General features: G+C 73.1%; 14 protein-coding genes and 1 pseudogene. 5 read left to right on the plus strand and 10 right to left on the minus strand.

Translation table 11 applies throughout. The features are described from left to right. Positions 1 to 69: 69 nt before the first annotated feature. The 4 genes and pseudogenes from ISP_RS26780 to ISP_RS26795 all read left to right on the plus strand — a co-directional run. Positions 70 to 1,236: a VanZ family protein gene (locus ISP_RS26780; protein ID WP_013226968.1), complete on the plus strand. Its 1,167-nt coding sequence runs from the start codon at positions 70 to 72 to the stop codon at positions 1,234 to 1,236. Positions 1,237 to 1,336: 100 nt separating this feature from the next. Then, positions 1,337 to 1,486, plus strand: coding sequence for a hypothetical protein (locus ISP_RS26785; protein WP_014467212.1), 150 nt, complete (start codon positions 1,337 to 1,339; stop codon positions 1,484 to 1,486). Between the two features lie 92 nt (positions 1,487 to 1,578). After that, the gene (locus tag ISP_RS26790) at positions 1,579 to 1,977 is read left to right on the plus strand and encodes an ATP-binding protein (protein WP_013226969.1); all 399 of its coding nucleotides are present in this window, start codon (positions 1,579 to 1,581) and stop codon (positions 1,975 to 1,977) included. 862 nt (positions 1,978 to 2,839) lie between these two features. Then, positions 2,840 to 3,202, plus strand: a pseudogene (locus ISP_RS26795) (PP2C family protein-serine/threonine phosphatase); the annotation flags it as partial. Positions 3,203 to 3,665: 463 nt separating this feature from the next. On the opposite strand, the gene ISP_RS26800 reads toward ISP_RS26795, so the two are convergent. Continuing rightward, positions 3,666 to 5,729 (minus strand): MMPL family transporter, encoded by a 2,064-nt coding sequence (locus tag ISP_RS26800; RefSeq protein ID WP_013226971.1) that lies wholly within the window; start codon positions 5,727 to 5,729, stop codon positions 3,666 to 3,668. A 77-nt stretch (positions 5,730 to 5,806) separates the two neighbouring features. Between ISP_RS26800 and ISP_RS26805 the strand changes: the two genes are divergently transcribed. Then, complete coding sequence (locus ISP_RS26805; RefSeq protein WP_013226972.1) at positions 5,807 to 6,238, plus strand: MarR family winged helix-turn-helix transcriptional regulator; 432 nt, start codon at positions 5,807 to 5,809, stop codon at positions 6,236 to 6,238. Positions 6,239 to 6,694: 456 nt separating this feature from the next. On the opposite strand, the gene ISP_RS26810 is transcribed toward ISP_RS26805, so the two are convergent. The 9 genes from ISP_RS26810 to ISP_RS26850 form a co-directional block, all read right to left on the minus strand. Continuing rightward, positions 6,695 to 7,321 (minus strand): DUF4360 domain-containing protein, encoded by a 627-nt coding sequence (locus ISP_RS26810; protein ID WP_013226973.1) that lies wholly within the window; start codon positions 7,319 to 7,321, stop codon positions 6,695 to 6,697. Between the two features lie 184 nt (positions 7,322 to 7,505). Beyond that, positions 7,506 to 8,378 carry a spermidine synthase gene (locus ISP_RS26815; protein ID WP_013226974.1) on the minus strand — a complete coding sequence of 291 codons (873 nt, stop codon included), beginning with the start codon at positions 8,376 to 8,378 and terminating at the stop codon, positions 7,506 to 7,508. Then, positions 8,378 to 8,737, minus strand: a complete 360-nt coding sequence (gene speD, locus ISP_RS26820) for an adenosylmethionine decarboxylase (protein ID WP_013226975.1) — start codon at positions 8,735 to 8,737, stop codon at positions 8,378 to 8,380. Before speD ends, ISP_RS26815 begins: the two co-directional genes overlap by 1 nt. Next, entirely contained in the window at positions 8,730 to 9,884 is a 1,155-nt protein-coding gene (locus ISP_RS26825; RefSeq protein WP_013226976.1) for a type III PLP-dependent enzyme, read from the minus strand. Before ISP_RS26825 ends, speD begins: the two co-directional genes overlap by 8 nt. Before the next feature lie 22 nt (positions 9,885 to 9,906). Continuing rightward, positions 9,907 to 12,471 (minus strand): glutaminase domain-containing protein, encoded by a 2,565-nt coding sequence (locus ISP_RS26830; protein WP_013226977.1) that lies wholly within the window; start codon positions 12,469 to 12,471, stop codon positions 9,907 to 9,909. Between the two features lie 357 nt (positions 12,472 to 12,828). Continuing rightward, positions 12,829 to 13,305, minus strand: a complete 477-nt coding sequence (locus ISP_RS26835) for an MSMEG_6728 family protein (RefSeq protein WP_014467217.1) — start codon at positions 13,303 to 13,305, stop codon at positions 12,829 to 12,831. A gap of 86 nt (positions 13,306 to 13,391) precedes the next feature. Continuing rightward, the gene (locus ISP_RS26840) at positions 13,392 to 13,685 is read right to left on the minus strand and encodes a DUF1883 domain-containing protein (RefSeq protein WP_230468368.1); all 294 of its coding nucleotides are present in this window, start codon (positions 13,683 to 13,685) and stop codon (positions 13,392 to 13,394) included. A gap of 114 nt (positions 13,686 to 13,799) precedes the next feature. Next, entirely contained in the window at positions 13,800 to 15,203 is a 1,404-nt protein-coding gene (locus ISP_RS26845; protein ID WP_141748451.1) for a hypothetical protein, read from the minus strand. A gap of 180 nt (positions 15,204 to 15,383) precedes the next feature. After that, the gene (locus tag ISP_RS26850) at positions 15,384 to 15,872 is read right to left on the minus strand and encodes a MarR family winged helix-turn-helix transcriptional regulator (RefSeq protein ID WP_013226980.1); all 489 of its coding nucleotides are present in this window, start codon (positions 15,870 to 15,872) and stop codon (positions 15,384 to 15,386) included. Positions 15,873 to 15,891: the final 19 nt, after the last annotated feature.

Genomic DNA, 15,891 nt, shown 5'->3' on the forward strand with positions numbered 1-15,891 from the left:
GCCGGTGCTCGCCCAGTCGTCCGGGGGAAGCACGCTTCGCTTCCCCCACGGCTGGGTACCACCGGCTCCGTGGTCGCCACCTATCTCGTCCCCGTCCGGACCGCCCTGCTCCTCTTCCCGCTCGTCGCGCTGGCCGTCATGCTCCCGGCCGCCTTCGTCAGCTACCGCCGCCGCGGCCGCGCCGGCGGATGGCCGACGTTCGTCTTCTACGCCTTCCTGTTCTACCTGCTGGCGATCGCCACGCAGACGGTGCTGCCGCTGCCGGCCGACCCGGCGTACTGCGCGGGCCACACCTACGCGAGTTCGCCGCAGCTGCGGCCGTTCTACTTCGTCGAGGTGGTCTCCCAGCGGGCCCGCGGCCACTGGAGCCCCGGTGCGCTGCTGCACAACCCGGCGGTCTGGACCACCGCGCTCAACGTCGTGATGCTGGCGCCACTGGGGTTCTACGTGCGGTACGCGCAGCGGATGCGGCTGCTGCCCGCGGCCCTGGTCGGCTTCGGCGTGTCGCTGTTCTTCGAGCTGACGCAGCTGACCGGGCTGTGGTTCGTCTACCCGTGCCCGTACCGGCTCTTCAGCGTCGACGACCTGATCCTCAACACCGCGGGCGTCGTCGTCGGCTGGTTGCTGGCCGGCCCGCTCGGGCGCCTGCTGCCGTCGCCGGAACCCGAGCACGACCGGCGCCGCTACGCCACGAAGGTCACCTTCACCCGGCGGCTGTTCGCGCTGGCCACCGACCTGCTCGGGTTCGCCGCGCTGCTCGGGTTCCTCTTCGGCCTGCTGACGCTGTTCGGCGAGGACCTGCGCCACCGCGACACGCCGGTCGTCATCCTCGCCCTGGTGTGGTTCGTGGTGCTGCCCGCGGTGACCGGGTCGACGCCCGGGAAGCGGGCGATGCTCCTGCGGGTGACCCGCCGCGGCGGCCGCCGGGCCGGACCGATCGCGCTGCTGGTCCGCAACGGCGTCCTGCTCTCGCCGCTGTGGCTGACCTGGCTGCTGCTGGATCTGGACCACTGGGACCTGGGCCACCACCCGGAGCGGCTGCTCCTGCCGGTCGCGCTGGCCGCGTCGGTGTTCGTCGTGGGGGTGTGGACGCCGCTGGCGGTGCTGCTGGACAACGAGCACCGGGCGCCCTACGAGCGGCTGACCCGCACCGTGAACGCCGCCGTGGTGCCGCCGGCCGCCGCGGAACCGGTGCCGGCGCCCGCACCCCGTGAGGAAGTCCTTAAAGGACAGTGACGGGACACCGTGCTGCCCGGGGTCGACAGCGCTGGTAGATTGCGTCCGGAAGGGGTTGAACCGCCAGCCCGGATCCCGGTCCCCCATCCTGGAGTTGTCGATGACCACCGACGCAGCGCCGCCCCGGCCGCGGGTCGTCGTGGACGCGGCCGAGGTGCGGTACGGCGGCTCCGGCCGCCTCGGCCCCGGCGTCGTCCTGCCCGTGCACGCCGCTCGTGAAGCGGCCGAAGCTTCCTGGGGTGCGGCATGACGACCTCGGACACGCGTGTCGGGGAGCCCGGTTCCGGGCATGAAGAAGGGGAGAGCCTCCCCGCGGAGGCCGGCACGGCGAAGGAGGCCGACGTGAAACTCCGATTTACCCGGCACGAACTCGGCATCTCCCCCGAGCTTTCCGAACTGGCGCGGGTCCGCCACTGGGTCCGGACGGTCCTGCGCGGCTTCCCGGCGCAGTTCGTCGGCACGGCGGTCATGGTGGTGGACGAACTGACGTCGAACGCGCTGCGCCACGGCCGTGCGCCCTACTACGTCCGCCTGCTGCCCGGCGTCGCCAAGCTGCGGATCGAGGTCGACGACAGCGAGGGCGAGCCCGCTCGCCGCCGGGCCCCGTCCGACCAGGGCGGGCGCGGGCTCCTGCTGGTCGAACGCTGCGCCGCGGCCTGGGGCCAGCTGCGCCGGCCCAGCGGCAAGACCCTGTGGGCGGAACTGGCCACCGACCCCGATCCGGCCGGTGCCTGTAGCTGATCCGGCGCCTGCCGCGCCCGCCGTCGCGATCGACGGCACCGGGGCTGGGCGGCCGCGCCGGCCGCGGCCGTGGTGATCGACCGTCCGGCACGATCCGCGCGCTCAACGAGGCCGCCCGCCTGCTGTCCCCAGCGCCGGCTCCGGCTGCCCCGCGGCGGGGGCGGTCGCGGACTGGCTGGCCGCCGCCCACGACCGCGGCCCGGACGAGGTCGTCCGCGGCGAGGTCGGCGAGCGGGCCTTCGCCGCGCACCCGGTCCCGCACGGCGAGGCCGTGACCTGGTGGCTCGTCGACGAGACCGACGCCCGCTCGGCGCGCGAGGCACTGGCCCGCGAGCGGGAGCGCACCACGTTCCTCGGCGACACCTCCGCCGCGCTGCTGGGCTCGCTCAACCTGGACCGCTGCCTGGAGGTCGCCGCCCGGCTGGCCGCGCACCACCTCGCCGACGCCGCACTCGTGCTGACCCCCGCCGCGGGCGCGAACTTCCCGGCCGTCTCCTGCGTGCGCGGCGGCGAGCCGGTCCGGGCGCGGCTGGACATCGACCCCGACGAGCTGCCCGGGCTCGGCGAAGCGCTGCAGGGTTTCCCGCCGGTGCCGTCACGCTGGCTCGACCCGGACGCGGCACCGGCCTGGGTGCTGCCGGAGGGTTTCGGGCCGGTCGGCTCCATCGTGGTGACGCCGCTGCCCGGCCACGGCGTCCCCGCCGGCGCCCTGGTCCTGCTCCGCCGCGGCGACCGGGCGTCGTTCACCGACCAGGAGGAACTCTTCGCCCGGCTGTTCGCGGCGCGGGCGGGGGCGGGGGCGGGGGCGGCCATGTCGGCGGCGCGGGTGTTCGCGCTGCAGGCGTCCATCACCGACACGCTGATGCGCGATCTGCTCCCGCCGACCCTCGAACAGCTCGGCGGCATCGAGTTCGCCGGCCGCTACCGCCCGGCCCGTGACGGCGAGCGGATCGGCGGCGACTTCTACGACGTCCACCCGGTGGTCACCGCCGAGGGCGAGGGGTCCCTCGCCGTGTTGGGCGACGTCTGCGGCAAGGGCCTCGACGCGGCCGTGCTGACCGGCAAGATCCGCACCACGCTGCGGGCGCTGCTGCCGATGGCCGTCGACCACCACCGGCTGCCCGGCCGGCTGAACCGCACGCTCGGCGACAACGCCGACGCCCGGTTCGTCACCCTCGTGTTGGCCTCCGCGCGGCGCGAAGGCGCCACCGTCCGGCTGCGGCTGACCTGCGCGGGCCACCCGCCACCGCTGATCGTGCGGGCCGACGGCGGGTCGAGGAGGCCGAAACCCAGGGCAGCCTGGCGGAGCCGGCCGCCGGATCGGAGCAGCCGGCATGACCACCGGGCTGACCTGCACGTGGACCACCCCGGAGGAGGGGACGGCCCGCGTGACGATCGCGGGCGACCTCGAATTCGCGACGACCGGCACGCTCCTGCGGCTGGTCACCGACCGGCTGGCCGCCTGCCCCGGCGTCCGCGAAGTGCGCTTGGACTGCGGCGAGCTCGGCTTCTGCGACTCGTCGGAGCTGCTGAAGGTGCTCCGCGTCGTCGCCGACGCGGGTGCCCGCCTGCGCCTGGACCACCGCCGGGCCGCTCCGGAGCGGCTGCTCACCCGAACCGGCACGGCCGCGTACCTCACCGGCGAAGGCGTGGACTCGCGCGCCCGCCGCGACTCCTGAGCCGGTCCCCTACGCCTCCGCGCGCGCCAGCTTCGACGGCCACCAGATCCGCCGCCCGACGTCGACGGTCAACGCCGGCACGAGCAGCGACCGCACCAGCAGGGTGTCCAGCAGCACGCCGAACGCGACGATGAACGCGATCTGGGCCAGGAACAGGATCGGGATCACCGCGAGCGCCGAAAAGGTCGCCGCCAGCACCACGCCGGCCGAGGTGATCACCCCGCCCGTCAGCGACAGCCCGCGCAGCGTCCCGGCCCGGGTGCCCCGGGTCAGTGCCTCCTCCCGCACCCGGGTCATCAGGAAGATGTTGTAGTCGATCCCCAGCGCCACCAGGAACACGAACCCGAACAGCGGCACCACCGGGTCCGCGCCCGGGAAGCCGAGGACGTGGTTGAACACCAGCGCCGACACGCCCATCGTCGCCGCGAACGACAGCACCACCGTGGCGATGAGCAGCAGGGGCGCGAGCAACGACCGCAGCAGCAGGGCCAGCACCAGGAAGATCACCAGCAGCACGATCGGGATGATCAGCGCGCGGTCGCGCTTGGACGTCTGCTGCGTGTCCAGCTGGATCGCGGTCGGGCCGCCCACCTTGGCGTTCGCCGCCGGCACGGCGTGCACCGCGTCGCGCAGGCGGCCGACCGTGGCGACCGCCGCCTCCGAGTCCGCCGGATCCGTCAGCACCGAGAGGATCTGGACGCGGCCGCCGACCTCCTTCGGGCGGCCGCCGGGGCCGGGCACCGGGAAGGACTGCGCCACTCCGTCCATTGTGGACGCCTTCAGGACCGCGGGCAGCGCGCCGGCGTCGGCGATCGTGATCGCGGGTGCGCCGAGGCCGCCCGGGAAGTGGCGGCCGAGGATCTCCTGGCCCGTCCCCGAATCGACCTCGGTCAGGAAGACGTCCGACTGCGCGGTGCCGGACGCCTTGAGCTGCGGCAGGAACGCGACGCCGATCCCCAGCACCAGGGCCGTCACCACCCAGACCGTGCGCGGCCGGCGGCCGACCAGGCGCGCCACCCGGCCCCAGATCCCGGCCGTCTCCGGGTGCGGCGAGCCCAGTGCCGGCTTGAACGGCCAGAACACGCCGCGGCCGCACAGGGCCAGCACGGCCGGCAGGAACGTGGTGGACGCCAGCAGAGCGGCGCCGATGCCGATCGCCGCCACCGGGCCGAGGCCCTTGTTGGAGTTCAGGTCGCTGAAGAGCAGGCACAGCACGCCGAGCACGACGGTGCCCGCCGAAGCCGCGATCGGTTCGAGCGTTGCGCGCCAGGCGAGCTTCAGGGCGTCGAACCGGCTCGGCGTGTCACGCAGCTGCTCGCGGAACCGTGCCACCAGCAGGAGCGCGTAGTCGGTCGCCGCGCCGAAGACGAGGATCGAGAGGATGCCCTGGCTCTGGCCGTTGAGCGCGAGGACGTCGTGCTTCGCCAGCAAGTAGACGACGAGGCTGGCCAGGCCGAGCGCGAACACGGCCGAGAGCAGCACCAGGAACGGCAGCAGCGGGCTGCGGTAGACCACGACGAGGATCAGCGCGACCACGCCACCGGCGACGAGCAGCAGGATGCCGTCGATGCCGCCGAAGGCCTTGACCAGGTCGGCGATCTGCCCGGCCGGCCCGGTGACGAGCACGGTGAGGCCGTCCGGGGCGCCGCCGAGGCGCGCCCGGACCTCCTTGACGACGTCGGCGGGGTTGCCCTCGGCGAAGATCGGCACGGCGAGCTGCGCGGCCTGGTCGTCCCGCGGCGCCTGCTCCGGCTTGCCCAGCGGGCCGGCCACGCCGGGTACGCGGCTCAGCTCCTGCGCCTTGGCCTCGAGGAACTGCCGGTCCGCGGCGGTCAGGCCGCTCGGGCGCTCGGCGACGACGGTCGCGGGCAGCACCTGGCGCGGGCTGAACGCCTTCTGCTCGTCGGCGACCTCGGTGGCTTCGGCCGAGCGCGGCAGGAAGGCGGCGTTGTCGTTCTTCGCAACCTCGCCGAGCTTGCCGGCGAACGGGCCGCCGAACCCACCCAGGCCGAGCCAGGCGATCACCAGGAGAGCCGGGATCAGCCAGCGGAGGCGGCGCGGGTTCTCGTTCATGGTCGCTAAGGTCCTTTCGAGCGCGAACACGCCCAATTGTTCAGCAAGCTGAACATTTTGCACGACGACCCGGAGTGATGGTGAGCACAACCCCCGAACCCGACCTCGGCACGTGGCCGACGGGCCGGCTGCTGGCCGTGGCCGCACGGCTGGTGGAGCAACGCTGGGTGGCCGTGCTCGACGGCATGGGCCTCACCCACGCGGGTCTCATCGCGCTGCACACCCTGCGGGACGGGCCGCTCCCCCAGCGGACGCTGGCCCAGCGCTGCCAGGTGACCGACCAGACGATGAGCCGCACCCTCGACCGCCTGGCCAAGGCCGGGTTCGTCAGCCGGGCCACGGACCCGGCCGACGGCCGCCGCCACCTGACCCGGCTGACCGCCCAGGGCCGGGCCGTGCACGAGCAGGCCGTGCGGGCCGAACCCGCGCTGCTCGGCGGGCTCGGCGACGACGACGCGTTCCGCGCCGGCCTGCTGGACCTGATCACCCGGCTGTCCGCGGGCGATTGAGAGCGCGCGGGCCTGGGTAGCTCTCCCTACATGTGGATCGCGGTGAGCACCCCAGTGGCCGTCCTGATCGCTACCGTCCTGATGGAGCGGTTCGAACGCCGGTGCCGCTTGGCGCCGAGCGCCGAGACCGAACGCGGTGCGGCGCCGAGCTGATCGCCGGTCACCCTCTCGCGTGATCCGCGTCTCACTCTTCTCCCGAGAGAACCTCGGCCGCCGCTTCGTCGACTGACGAGGTAGATCCGGCTCGAGGAGAACCGGGCGGGCGCGAGGGAGGCAGCGATGACGAACGAGAACCAGCCGCCGAAGGGCCCGCGAGCCACGGTGCGGGTGAGGAAGCGGGCGTGACGTTACTGGTCACCCACGTCTGAGGGTACGGGCAAAAGGGTACGGCAAACCCGCTCACCGGCCCAAAGCCCTCAGTCGGTGAGCGGGCGCCTCGACAATGACCGCCGTAATTCAGCAGGTCTTCCACGCGAAGTGGTAAATCGTGTCCACGCTCGCGTGTTCGGAATCCATTTCGATGTAACTGCCGCCGGACGAGGAACCGGCGTCCGCCCGCAGTTCCGCATTGATGTTCAGGTTGCGGCTCTCCCCGCACGGGGCGAACACCAGCTCGGCCACGTCGGTGGTGTCGGTGGCCCGCCACACGCCGTGGAACGGGCCGGGGAAGGTGTGCCGCACCCGGGCGGTCGGCGACGTCCCGGTGAAGTAGTAGTTGGCTTGCTCGAGCGCGCTCGCTCCGCTCTCGATGTGCGCGAAGCCGCGGTACTCCACCTCGGCGATCGCGTACGTGAACCCTTGCGGCACGTGGACGAGCACGTTGATCTGGCAGTTCTTCCGGCCTTCGAGGGCGGACACGCCGCCGCCCGCCTTCGCGGTGAAGTTCGTGTAGCGCACCGTGAACGAGGTGTTGTCGGACGCGACGTCCGCCGACGCGGTGGCCGTGCCCGCCGGGCAGCCGGAGCCGTTGATCGTCTTGATGTCGAGCGTGATCTTTTCGCTCGGGGCCGAATCCGCCGTGGCATCGACGGGAGCGACGAGGGTGGACAGAATCAATGCGCCTACGACCGACATACCGAGCATGACGCTCCTCCAAATGGGCCACGGTGCCTGGTGGTGATGATGATCGCGCGCGGAGAGGATCGTAGCGCGATCGCAACCTTTTCGACGGCCACTGAATGGAGTAACACGAACACGCACCGAGCGCGGGAAATCCATTTCCCGCTAATTCACGTTTCCCGGGGCTCGATATTCGGGGAATCGAAGGTCAAGACGGCTGGTTCAGACCACCGACGCGGAGGGAACGCGGCGGGGTGCACCCGCCCAGCAGCGCTTCGGCGTCCAGCGTCGCCGCCCCGCTCCCCCGCTCCGCGAACCGCCGCGCCACCAGCGCGCCCGGGTCCTCGACCGGGTCCGCCCGGCCGGACAGGAACGCCCACTCGTGCTCGTCGGAGCCGAAGTACAGCACCGCGCCGAACACCTCCCGGAACCGCCGCCAGGACGCCCGCAGCGTCTCGTTGCGCCACAGCGTCGGGCAGCCCGCCTGGCAGGTCACCACCCCGCCCGGCGCCAGCAGGCGCACGCAGCGGGCGAGGAAGTCCGTGCCGTACAAGCGATTGTGCTGGGCGTCCGGGTCGGTGTTCTCGTCCGGCAGGTCGATCACGATCACGTCGTAGTGCTCGCCCCGGCTCTCGGCCGCGGCGAGGAAGGCCCAGCCGTCCGCATAGGACACCCGGACCGGCCCGTCGCCGCGTTCGGCCCGCGCCAGCTCCGCCGGGGTGTAGCCGTAGGGCAGGTGCTCGGCGCAGGCGCGGACGGCGTCGGCGTCGATGTCCACGTGGTCGACCAGCGAAGCGCCGGCGGCGACCGCCAGCCGGCTCGCGACCCCTTCGCTCGAGCCGACGACGAGCACCCGCCGCACCCGCTCGGCCAGCAGGAGCGCGGGCACCATCAGAGCTTCGTGGTACACCAGCTGGCTGGCTTCGGTGCTTTGGCGTTCGCCGTCGCAGAACAGCGAAACCCCTTGCGCCGTCGTCCCGATCAGCACCTCCTGGTACGGCGTGCGCTCGTGGAACCGCACGTCGCCGACCTCCCAGACGCGGGTGAGGCCGTCGCCGACCGGTTCGTGGATCAGGGGCATCAGCGTTCTCCCCGGTGGAGGACCGACAGGTGGACCGAAGCGGCGTGCAGCGAGGTCGCCAGCAGCCGCAGAGCGTGCTCGGGATCGGCGCGTTCCCCGCAGGTGAACACATCGGCGAAGAGCGACCCGTGCTCGGGGTAGGTGTGGACGGACGCGTGCGACTCGGCCAGCAGCGCGATCACCGTGGCCCCCTGGGGTGCGAACCGCTGCGCCACGACGTCGAGGACCGTCGCGCCCGCTTCCGTCACCGCGGCCCGCAGCAGCTCCCCGAGCCGCTCCGGGTCGTCGAGCAGCTCCGGGTCGACGCCGTGGAGCTCGGCGAGCACGTGGCGCCCGGTGAACCGGCCGACGTCAGGCATCTGCATCTCCCCACCGCCCGACGCAGTACGTGCGCAGCGGCTCGATCCCGTTGAACCCCACCGACGCGTAGCTGGCGGTGTAGGCCCCGGTGCCCGGCACGTCGAGCCGGTCGCCGGTCCGCAGCGAGCGGGGCAGTTCGTACCGCGTCCGCTGGTAGAGCACGTCGTCGCCGTCGCAGGTGGGACCGGCGAGCACCACCGGCCCGCTCGGGCCGTCGTGGCAGCCCACCGGCTCGAAACGGTAGGCGATCGCTTCGTTCTCGGCCTCGGCCAGGCCGTTGTAGCGGCCGATGTCGAGGTACACCCAGCGCCGTTCGCCCCGGTCGGCGACCAGCACGACCTCGGTCCGCAGCAGGCCGGCGTCCGCGACGAGGACACGGCCGGGCTCGAGCAGCAGCTCCGGGCGCCCGGCCGGGAAGGCCGCGTCGAGAGCCGCCGCGATCGTCGCCGCGTACGCGGCCAGGGACGGGACGGCGGTGCGGTGGGCGGTCGCGAAGCCGCCACCGAGGTTGAGCCGCGTCATCTCGACGCCGTGCGCCGCGGCCTCGGCGAACAGCTTCGCCGCCGTGGCGACCCCGATCCCCCAGGCGGTGACGTCCGGCTGCTGCGAGCCGACGTGGAAGGCGATCCCGGGCCGCAGCCCCAGCGCGGCCGCGCGCAGCACCAGGTCGAGGGCTTCGGCCGGGGCGCAGCCGAACTTCCGGCCGAACGGCGTCGCCGAGTCCGGCGCGTCGAGCACGACGCGGATCGACACCGCCGCGCCCGGCGCGTACCGGCCCAGGTGGTCGACGTCGGCGGGAGCGTCCGAAGTGAACTCCCGGACGCCGCGTCCGAACGCGAAGGCGATCTCCCGCGGTTTCTTGATCGGGTTGCCGTAGGCGATCTCCGCCGGGGCGGCGCCGCGGCCGAGGCACAGCTCGAGCTCCGCCGGACCGGCCACGTCGAAGCCGATCCCGGCCGCCACCAGCGCGTCGAGCACCGGCGGCGCCGGGTTGGCCTTGACCGCGTACCGGATCAGCGCGCCGGGGAACGCCGCGCCGAACTCCCCCGCCCGGGCCGCGACGGCGTCGGTGTCGACGACCAGGCACGGCGTCGGCGGGTCGCGCTCCTCGAGGAAGCGGCGGATCCGGGTGAAGTCGGCGCACACCGCGCCAGTGTCGCAAACGGCGTCAGACGAACCGCCAGAGGTGGTCCGGCGAGCCGTTGTCGTCCCACTGGGTGACCTGGGCGCCGTCCGCCGTGGACTGCTGGTCGACCGCCATCACCTTGCCGCTGCGGACGTTGACCAGCTTCGACCAGCCGCCGCCGGCGTCGACGATCCGCCAGTTGTGGTCGGGGGTGCCGTTGTCCTGGTACTGCTGGACGTGGGCGCCGTTGTCGAGGCTCTGGTCGTGCACGGCGAGGACCTTGCCGCTGTTGCGGTTGACGATCCGGACCGTGCCGTCGCCGCTGTCCACGACGGCCCAGAGGTGGTCGGCGGTGCCGTTGTCCGCCCACTGCGTCACCTCGGCGATGTCGGCCAAGGACATGTTCGAGACGGCCAGCACCTTGCCCGACCGCTGGTTCTGCAGCTTCCGCCACACTGTCGTCGACGCGGCCGGGCGGGTCAGCAGCGCCAGGTAGCCGCCGGCGACCGGGCGGGCCTGGAAGCCGCGCTGGTTGGCGTCGGCGACCACGTACCAGTCGCTGAACGGCACGCGCTGGGGCGTGGTGTTCGCGTAGCTGTAGACGCCCTCGACGAGCGTGGTGCGGATGTTCGGCTGGTCGGCCAGCCACGCCGCGGTCCACAGCTCCCAGTCGGCCTTCGTGTAGTTGTTGCGCGGGTCGAGCACGACGCCGTGGGCGCCCGCACGGGCCTGGTACCAGGCGGCTTCCTGCGCCGCGACGCCGAGCGGGACCAGGTCGAGGCCGAGCACGCGGTCGGCGAAGCCGTTGTACTTCAGGCTCCACGTGCCGGGCTGGTCGTAGGCGAGCCGCAGGTGCTGGCCGTCTTCGGCGAGCGTCACCCACTGGCTGACGTAGCTGCGGGACGTCGAGCGATACCGCTGGGCGTCGGCCGGGTTCCCGGCCGCGGCGGCGATGATGCCCATCGCGCCGATGCCGACGATCCCCTTCAGCGCGAGGTTCGCGCTGTGGGCGATGAAGCCGGTGAAGTCGTCGGTCTGGTTCTGGAAGCCGGGGTCGAGGGTGTTGGCGATCAGGTACTCCGCCCACTGCCGCAGGATCCGGTAGTGCGCGGTGACGAACGAGGCCGCCTCCGCCGACGGCAGCCGCTGCACCAGCGCGGCCGCCATGATCAGCATGTTCGCCGACTCCTCGACCGGCATGCTCTCTTCGTTGCCGTCGTTGTGCCCGGTCGCGTCCGGGTAGTGCGCGCCGAGGTCGTGTTCGGCGTACGCCATCGGCCAGCCGCCGCGCTCGGCGTAGTCGAGCAGCGGCTCCAGTACCAGGCGCAGGTAGGTGGGCGAGAGGTACAGGAAGGCGGGGAACGCCGGGTAGGTGACGTCCACTGTGGACATGTTGCCGTCGGAGGAGATCTCCTTGAGGAACGCCCAGGGCGCGCCGCCCCGGTCGACCAGCTCGGTGCCGCCGAACGCCTGGCGCAGGGCGAGCGCGCAGATCCCGGCGTAGTGCTCGCCGGTGCCGCCGCCCCCGGCCGCGGCGACGGCGTCGTCGTGCAGCCGCTGGTCGATCGCGGTGGCGGCCGACAGCGCGGCGGCGTAGTCGTTCGCGAACCACACCGCCATGTCCTGCCAGCTGCCCCAGTAGTGCGTCCACCAGGGACGCAGCTCGGTGCCGAGGTAGCGGGCGGCGGGCGTGCGGACGTGCCCGATCGCCAGGGTGAACGGGGTCGCCGTGCCACCGGCCGGGATCGTGCCGAGGTTCTTGTTGAAGGCCAGCACCGGCCAGCGGTCGTTGATCGCCCGTGGCTGCGCGGTGTCGCTGGTGTTGTTCAGGGCGCCCTGACCCGCCGACGCGGCCCGCACGACGGTGTCCGCCCCGATCTGCCAGCTGACGCCGGCCGCCGGCGCGGCCAGGACGAGCGAGCCCCAGCTCGCCTGGTCGCCGTTTTCCTGCAGCACGGCGGGGTTCGCCGGGGTGCAGCTGAGGAGGGTGTAGCCGTTCGCTTGCTGCTGCTGCCAGGTGACCGGGGTGGCGGTGTTGCCGTGCACCCACTCGGCGGAGGTGTCGAAGTGCAGGTCGACGGTGTGCGCGCGGCCGTCGGCGCTGGCGGCCTGGATGGTGACGTACCCGAACGGGACGCACTGGCGCTGCAGGTTCGCGGGGTCGACCGGGGAGAAGAACGTGACGGTGAGGTTCACCCCGCCGCCGGTGAGGAGGTAGGTCGAGCGGGTGCCGGTGACCTGCAGGCTCACCTGCGTCATCGGGGTCAGGGCCGGCCCGGACGGCAGGGCGGGTGCCCCGGCGAAGACGTAGGCGGCGCCGTCGATGCGCGCGAGGCCGCACAGGGCGGTGATGTGGCCGGTCCAGAAGCTCGACCAGGTGCCGGGGAGCGTGTCGGCGGGCTGCCAGGTGGACAGGTAGGGCGAGCGGACGATCAGCGGCGTGGCGGGCGGCCGGATCGGGCTGAAGGTCCCGGCGGCAGTGGTGGTCCCGGCGGCCGCGGCGGCCGTCTCGGGCAGCCAGAGGGCGGCGGCCACGGCGGCGGCGGTGCCCCCGGCGAGGCGGAGCAGGTCACGGCGGGTGAGGTGATCGCGTTCTCGGGAGGACATCGGTGGCCCCTTCCAACGGCGGGCGAGCCGGGCAGGGACTTTTTTACATCGTTGGTACAACGTTGTAAATCCGCCGAAGGGTCGGTGCGGGCGCGGGTGCGGACCAGTGACGCCGCAGGTCCGGTGGGGGTTCGGCTGGGATTTCGGTGGAGTTGCGGTGCGGCTCGCGGCAGCGCGGGATGGCCGAGCAGCAGGTTTCGCGCGGCTCGCGGCAGCCCTCACCCACGGCGGCCGAGGGCGCTAGCTTCGAGCGGCGCGCAACCGCCCCTGACCCAGGCCACCGAGCGGCCTCGCTCGGCGCCCCGGAGCTGCACCGGATCCGGCGCGCCGAGCGACTTCAGGCAGGTGCGCGTCGGCTCAAGCCGTCCGGCTCGGGCGGTCCGATGGCGGCCACACGTACGGCAAGTCCGGCGGCACCCCCGGGAACCGCGTGCCGTAGTGGTCCGGATCCTTGCGCACCAGCGCCGACTGGTGGCTGCGGTGGAGCGCTTCGTCGCCCAGCCACGGCGGCACGTCACCCGCCGCCTTGAGCTCGGCCTGCGTCCGGACCTCGGGACCGCCCACCGATCGGGTGAACTCCTCTCCCAGCTTGACCGCGCACGTGTCCGCCGCGCCCAGCTCGCACCACACCGCGCAGACCTCGAGGCCGTAGCGCGTCAACGCCTCCTCGTACCCCGTCCACATCTTCGCCGCCGGGTGGTGGCGCCAGCCGTAGCCGGGGATCACGAGCGCGCGCAGCACCTGGAGCGCCTCCACGCGCTGCTTGCCGAGGCGGCGGCGGTCGAGCGTGCGGGCGCTGGCGGTGAAGTCGGCGCACGGCAGGAACGTCTGCATCCGGGCCGGGTACCCCGGCACCCGGCCGCCGACGCGGGGGAAGATCCCCCGCGGCGGCCCCGACCGTGCGACCGGGGCCGCGACGTTCACCGGGGGGCGCCGGGTCCCCGGGTCGTGACGGCCGCTTCCGGTTCGACGCTCACCCGCGGGCGCAGGGGCCGCGCTTCGAGGCCCTCGACGTCGATCACCAGGAACCAGTGGGCGTTGGCCGGGATGTGGATCTTGAACATCGGCGCGGTGGCCACCCCGCCGTGCATCCGGTAGTACTGCCGGCGCCGGTAGGCCTGGAAGTTGACCGCGGTCAGCAGCCTGACGTTGGCCATCGCGTCCAGGCGGATGGTGACCACCGCGTCTCTTCGCACCTTTCCCAGGTCGAACACGCTCGCTTCCATTTCGTTCCCTCTTCCACGCGTGGTTTTTCGATTCGAGTACGACGGTCGCGGGCAGCGCGGATCGCGCCGCGGAGCACACGACGGCGGAAGATCGGAACGCGACTAGCCGGGCCCGGTGCCCGGTTCGGAGGGCCGCCACAGCGGCACGAAGTCCCCGTGCGTCCAGGGGGACGCCCGGAAGTGGTGCGGAGCGTGCCCCGCGGTCAGGAAGGCGGGCGGGATGCTCGAGCCGCCGCCGGAGGCGACATCGGACGAGGACGCGGGCACGGGCGCGCCGGGCTGCGCCGGGGTCTCCCCGGGTTGGTGACTGCCGAGCCGGGCCTCTTGGCGCTGAGCCTTGCCTCGGTGTGCACCGGCGGCGGTCGCGGCGCAGCCTGGGCCAACCGGCTTCGCCGGCGCGACGGCTGCCGCGGGTCGGCCGACGACGGTCGGAACGACCTGCTGGTTCGGCGGCGGGGTGGTCACCGCCCGGGCGAGCGGGAGCACGGCCCGGACGGCGGAGCCGGCCACACGAGCGACAACGGGCCGCCCGGCCCCGCCGGCGACGGGGGTGAGGACGTGGGTCAGGATCGGAGAAGCACCGCCGAGCACGGGGCCGCTCACCGGCTTGACGGCACTGCTCAGAGCGCCGAGGAGACCGCTCACGGGCGAGGTGACGGCAGAGACGATCGGTGCGACAAGCGGCGCGGCGGTCTTGGTCAGCGGGGAGAGCAGCGCCTCGGCGGCACGTGAGACAGGCTCGAGCACCGGCACGGCCGAACGCACCACGGGCTCGACAACGGCGCCGGCAGTCGCGGTCACCGGCAAGACGACAGCCCCCACGGTTCGAGTGACGGGCTCGGCGCCGCGCACGGTGCCCGCCACAGGCGCGACAACAGCGGCGGCGGTTTCGCTCAGGGGCGAGGCAGCCGCCCCCACGACACGCGCTACCGGCGCAGCCGAACGCACGACTCCCGCCACCGGCGCCACAACCGCCGCTGTGGTCTCGCCCAGCGGCGAAGCGACCGCCTGCCCGACACGCGCCACCGGCGCAGCCGAACGCGCCACCCGTGACACCGGCGCGGCGGCCGAACTCGAAGCGGCGGGCGCGGCAACCGCCCCCACAGCGCGCGTCACTGGCGCAGCCGAACGCCCCGCCGCAGGCGCCACGACCGCACTCGAAGCGACAGGCGCCACCGCCACCTTCCCCGTGCGCGAATCCGCCCGCACCGTCCGCGGAGCCGCGCCGGCCACCGCCTCAGTGCCCGGTCGCGAGATCCGAGTGGCAGCTTGTGGCCCACCCCGCGGCACGACAGAGACCTTCGCCGTCTGGGTTCCGTGGTCCGGCGGGACCAGCGCGTCCACCACCGCCGCGATCGGATCTCCGGTGGCCGGGTTACCCGGCGCCGCGTCGGCGTTGCCGGACGTCAGCCAGGACACCAGCCAGAAGCCCGCCACGGCTCCCGCCAGTATCAGCAGCCGGCGAGCGGCGACGGACGCGCCGCCCACCTCGCGAGCCCGGGTCACGTCGGCGAACCTCCACGGTGAGAACAGGCCTGGGACTTACCCTTCAACGCCGCCGGTCACACGCCTGCTACGGGCCATCCGGCGCGACCACACTTCCGGCCTAGTGGCAAATCCGAATCGAGACTCCAGTCGGGTGAGGTCGATGGTCCGGGTGACCGCTCAGCGATACCTCCGCCGACATCAGGCTTCCTGTGCGCGTCGCCGGCCCGAGAGCGCGCCGAGTGCTGTCACGCCGTGCTGCAGACCTTCGCGGAACGTCGCTCGCTGGCCCGGGCTCAGGTCGGCCAGGAGCGCGTTCTCCAGCTCGCCGACCGCCGGCGCGCAGCCCGCGAGCAGCGCGCGTCCGGCGTCGGTGAGGCCGGCCAGCAAAACCCGTCTGTTGTCCGCTTTGGGAGTCCGCGCGATCAGGCCGCGCTTTTCCAGCGTCAGCACCATTTCGTGCATGGTCTGCGGCCGCAGGAACGACCGGCGGGCCAGCTGCGCCGAGGACAGCGCGCCGCTGGCTTCGAGCACGGTCAGCGCCGTGTACTGCAGCGTGGTGAGCCCGAGCGGCCGCAGGGCGTCGTCGAGCAGGGCCCTGATCACCAGCTCGAGCCGTTTGACCAGGTAAAGGGTCAACGGCGCGCCGGCGGGGTGCTCCTGGGCGGAGGTGCTCACGGCGCCCATCATGACACGCGGCCGCCGCTAT

It is taken from the genome of Amycolatopsis mediterranei, from assembly GCF_026017845.1.
Taxonomy (GTDB): Bacteria; Actinomycetota; Actinomycetes; order Mycobacteriales; family Pseudonocardiaceae; genus Amycolatopsis; species Amycolatopsis mediterranei.